The following is a 4486-nucleotide window of genomic DNA, read 5'->3' on the forward strand; positions in this document are numbered from 1 at the left end:
AAAGATCCCAAATACGAGATCGTTAGTCTCGCCGCTCAGAGACACGGATGTAAGGTGGGGTCAGAACATCGCTTACGCTGGTGGATGCGCATGGTCAGATCATCGCCGGCCACGGCCGGGTTGAGGCAGCCAAGCTGCTGGGCTTCTCCCATGTGCCTGTGATCCCTATCGAGCATCTCTCCCGCGAGCAGCTGCGGGCTTATGCCCTTGCCGACAACAAACTGGCACTCAACGCCGGCTGGGATCCTGAGATCCTGCGCCTGGAACTGGCTGAGCTCTCCGCACTGGATCTCGACTTCGATCCCGAGATCACCGGCTTCGGCACGGCGGAAATCGACGTCCTGCTCGATGGGAACATTGAAGACGCCACACCGGATCCGGCTGACACCGTACCTATCGCAGGGCAAGAGCCCACTGTCTCCCGGCCTGGGGACCTCTGGCAGCTCGGGCCCCACCGCCTGCTGTGCGGCGACGCCCGCGACCCGCACGTGTTCCAGCGCCTAATGGGCGAGGAGAAGGCGCGCCTGGTGTTTGCCGACCCGCCCTACAACGTGAAGATCGATGGGCATGTCTGCGGTCTGGGAGCGGTCAAGCACCGGGAGTTCGCTATGGCGTCCGGTGAAATGAGCCGGTCCGAGTTCATCAATTTCCTGACGGTCGTGTTCCGCAACCTGGCCGAGATGAGCGTCGACGGCTCCATCCACTACCAATGCATCGACTGGCGCCATGCCGGGGAGATGATTGAGGCTGGGGAGAGCGTCTACACTGAGCTCAAGAACATCTGCGTCTGGGTCAAGGACAACGGCGGTATGGGCTCGTTCTATCGCTCCCCTCAGAGTTGTCGTCGCTTGCCGACGTCGTGACTGAGTCGAACATCTCGTTCGGTATGGCACACACGATGACGTCCACGGATCTGTTCTCGGCGAGGAAGCGGATCTGTTCGTAATAGAGCTCAACGGCTCGCTCGACCTGCTCCACGCGGGACGCAAGCTTCACAACCACTGAGATCTCCGACTTCTTGATAGTGCAGGTGTATTGAGGAGAATTGATGAGCCTAGTCAGGAATCCGTAGTTCTGATTGATGCCACCGAAGCCGCGGAAAAGGTTCAGCAGCTTGGACTCCTTTTTGCGCTCGATTCCGTCCCGGCACTTCTCGAGCCAGTCGTCGAGAAGGTCGATACCTTCCCCGCGGCCGACCACACCAATCCGCAATTCGGCCCGACGGAGATCGTCCCGCTTGTCGTAGACGCCCAGGTGCTCGATTCCTGTGCGGGGACAGATGTGCGTGCCCGTGCCGAATTCCAGCAGCGGCTCGCTAAGCGTCGTGACCTTCATGCTGCAGTCCCTTCCACCAGATCGGCGAGGTTCTCGTCACCGTCGTGAGCCGGTTCCGCCTCGTCGGTATCCCGCACATCGAACTCGACGAGCGACAGGAAGCGCAGCCTATCGTCCTTATCCTCGCCTTCGTTGATGCTGGATAAGAAGTATGCAACGAAACGGACCATGTTCCGGACGCTTAGGTTGTGCTCGAGGCGCTTCTGTTGCGACAAGAGGTCGTCGTGCCAGTTCGACCTGATGTACCCATCGTACGAATAATACCAGCTCGGCACGAGCTGCGCATACCAAGCGTCCACTAGACTTGTGAACGTCAGGTCGAACGATAAATGCTGATGGTGAGCGACCTTGGATGGATCCTTTCGCTGATATTTGACCTCGTAGACGCGGGGAATTGCAGTCTTCTTGCCGGTCCACGTCTCCTTGCGCTCCAGCTGTCCCTCCGCGGTGGGTCCGAAGAAGAAGAATCCGTCCTTCGTGTCCATACGCACATGGTGCCGCTTGAGCTGCTCTCGCGTCTCGGCGGAGAGGAGCTGCTTGAGAATGTTCACATTGTCCAGCTCGAGGGAATCGGCCAAGTCTGAGACTTGCAGCTGCTCCACCGAGCCTTCCTCGGCCACGCTGATTAGGCCGCACTGCTCGATGTCGTGGAGCGAGAACAGCTTGTTGTCATGGCAGACCCACGCATCAGTCTCCACGCCATTCAAGAGCAGAGCCATCTTGACAATTGACTTGCGGCTTCGAGCCTTACCCTTGTAGCCGAGTTCTGCCTTCGCCTGCGCGATCACGGCCTTATCGTCGATCATCAGCTCCGCCACATAGACAAATTTGGGAAGCCGGATTTGCTGGAGGTTGGACGTGATCGCCGTTGGCGCGGCGACACTCTCCGAACTGAAGCTGATGTAGGCATCGACCTCGCCCAGGATGTGCTGGAACTCAGACAGCACCCGTTCCTGAGCCGCAGGCCAGACACGTGTCCAAGCAGGTCGCCGAGATCAATAATGTGCTTCTACAGTTGAAGGCGAACTGGTCGGTCAAAAGCTCGTTCACCGACGCCTGGCTGTAGGACGACTGCTTCCTCGCGAGCATGAGGATATAGAGCTCGTCGAACGTGTTGTAGTAGGCCCGGTCCATAAACTGCCAGACGGTGAACTTTACCTTGTCGAGCGATGTCGTCGACGTCACCTGAAACGCTACGCGGTCGTAATCGTCACCGAGATCGATGCCGGGGAAGTTCTTCTGCTTTCGGTTCAGATTGGCGAGGTGCGGGAGGTTGTAAACCGATTTCAGAATGGGGATGAAGGCATCTTCCAGTGCCAGGTTGATGTCGGTCCGCCCCTGGGAGGTCGCTAGCTCAACCTGAACGATAATGCGGCTGACCACGTCGCGGAGCTGGTTCTCAACCTCGAGCTGCCTCACCCTGCGCCCCCACCCTGTGTGTTCCTATTACAAATAATAGGAACACACAGTGAACGTTGCAAGGGTGCGAGGCGGCCCATCGAGAACTTTCCCCTGCCGCGTCGCGACTTCCCGCGTTCGTTGCACCTGCGAGAAGGCCAAAGGGACCTGCTTGTTTCCAGGAAGGGGGTAAAAGTCCTTGTGCATCTACACTGGACGCAAGGCGGCTCCGATTAGCCGGGCGTTCAGGTTTGCTCCTAGCACTTTCCAGATCTTGTCAGATTTCTACTTCGGAACTGGACGCGACCACTGATTGAATTAATGCAGGCGGACTTGCCTGCCGCGCTACAACCGGACTGGGCGGTTTTCAGGTGGAGAAGAGAGGCACAATCAGGGCCGAAAGGGCCTTTTCCGAGTCCCAGAGAACGCTTCCTAGAGAATGTCTGCGTCGAAATTAGCACAAGAATTCGGGCACTTAAGAGAAAGAGCACCGAAAATAAAAAGATAACAATTTTATGGATTTAGATCATGGCGGTGGAGGTAGTCATCTGCGAACCTGTCTCCGTGCTAGATTCTCTGTTTCAGGCGAAAATACTGGGAAATATATCGGATTCGGTGTCTGAGATCCGCTAGATGCTCAGATTGAGCTCTTGTTTCAGTCACTTAGCTTATGACTAGCTCAAAAGCTAACAGGGAAAAATTTTGTCCAAATAGGAGATTTTTATATGTGGAACAGGGCATCTGACTTTTAAAAGGGTCCTGGGTTCGAGTCCCAGCACGCTCACCAAAGATTTCAGAGGGTTAGTTAGAATGTGGTCAGCCGGCGGGCCACAGATCTCAAATTCGGTAATCACATAGTAAGCACCGGAAGCTGCTTCGGCGTGTCAGGGCTCCACGGCCAATCAGACTCTGATCAACCGAAATTGCCTTCACCTGGTGCTATCTGCTGAAGGCTGGGGCAGCGCAGCGTAAAGGCCGCTCCCTCGCAGGAAAATTGGGGTTCGAGTCCCCTAGAGAGCGCTAAGGATTTCGCGCACGTGGGTTCAAACTGGTGGGTCCGCGGCCTGTTGGCCTCAAGTTCAGCCCAATACGCGCAAACAGGACCGGGCCAGATTTCCGTCGAAGTTTTCACACCGCACACGTCATTCCATTGGTCTGTCCCGCTATGATATTGCTTCTATGGCAATGAGGGGCCTTCAACTGGGATGACAAAGAGAAAAAATGCGACAGAAGAATTTTCGGCGCTCCCGGTAGGTGAACGCGCGCAACTTGTTCGCGACATTGCGTTGAGAGGTCATAAGGACGCTATCAATCTAAATGCTTGTAGAGCTTTAATCGAGACAATACCAAGAAGATTATTCAAGGATACGCAGGTTGCTCGAGTGGCGCTACAAGTCGACTGATCGCTAGTCGATCGTGTGCTTATTATTTCCGAAAGCGCACTTGGCGTAGTCAAGTTTCCAAATGATAGGCACGTCCATCTAGCGATGTCGCTTCTAAAAGACGCCGCTGTTTTTGAAGAAGTCGCAAGGAGCGGAAATGCGCAAGGTTTGCATAATGCTCAAACTAGTTGGAAGGCAGCCCTCTCAGACTGGCGGCGTGACCTGCTCAAACATTACCGTGATAGGTTCGTTGTACATCGGGCGGAGCCTCACCCGGGCAAGCCAGTCCCAGAACTAGGCTCAGGACCTATTAATTTGAGCTGAGTTGTGATTCAGAGTCTCCTGTCGAGGAGGCTCTGAATGGGTGATCT

Annotated in this window: 4 protein-coding genes; 1 reads left to right on the forward strand and 3 read right to left on the reverse strand. The window is 55.7% G+C overall.

What is annotated here, in order from left to right; all coding sequences use genetic code 11:
• Positions 1-80 precede the first annotated feature (80 nt).
• Positions 81-863 carry a ParB N-terminal domain-containing protein gene (locus ILT44_RS29900; protein WP_204243246.1) on the forward strand — a complete coding sequence of 261 codons (783 nt, stop codon included), beginning with the start codon at positions 81-83 and terminating at the stop codon, positions 861-863.
• Here ILT44_RS29900 and ILT44_RS29905 read toward each other — a convergent pair.
• Genes ILT44_RS29905 through ILT44_RS29915 form a run of 3 tightly spaced genes read right to left on the reverse strand, consistent with a single transcriptional unit; the run spans position 793 to position 2754 of the window.
• Positions 793-1335, reverse strand: a complete 543-nt coding sequence (locus ILT44_RS29905) for an argonaute/piwi family protein (RefSeq protein ID WP_204243247.1) — start codon at positions 1333-1335, stop codon at positions 793-795. The genes ILT44_RS29900 and ILT44_RS29905 overlap by 71 nt on opposite strands.
• Positions 1332-2282 carry a hypothetical protein gene (locus ILT44_RS29910; RefSeq protein WP_204243248.1) on the reverse strand — a complete coding sequence of 317 codons (951 nt, stop codon included), beginning with the start codon at positions 2280-2282 and terminating at the stop codon, positions 1332-1334. Before ILT44_RS29910 ends, ILT44_RS29905 begins: the two co-directional genes overlap by 4 nt.
• Positions 2272-2754 carry an SMEK domain-containing protein gene (locus ILT44_RS29915; RefSeq protein ID WP_204243249.1) on the reverse strand — a complete coding sequence of 161 codons (483 nt, stop codon included), beginning with the start codon at positions 2752-2754 and terminating at the stop codon, positions 2272-2274. The genes ILT44_RS29910 and ILT44_RS29915 overlap by 11 nt, the downstream gene beginning before the upstream one ends.
• Positions 2755-4486: the final 1732 nt, after the last annotated feature.

The organism is Microvirga arvi, assembly GCF_016892765.1.
GTDB lineage: Bacteria > Pseudomonadota > Alphaproteobacteria > Rhizobiales > Beijerinckiaceae > Microvirga > Microvirga arvi.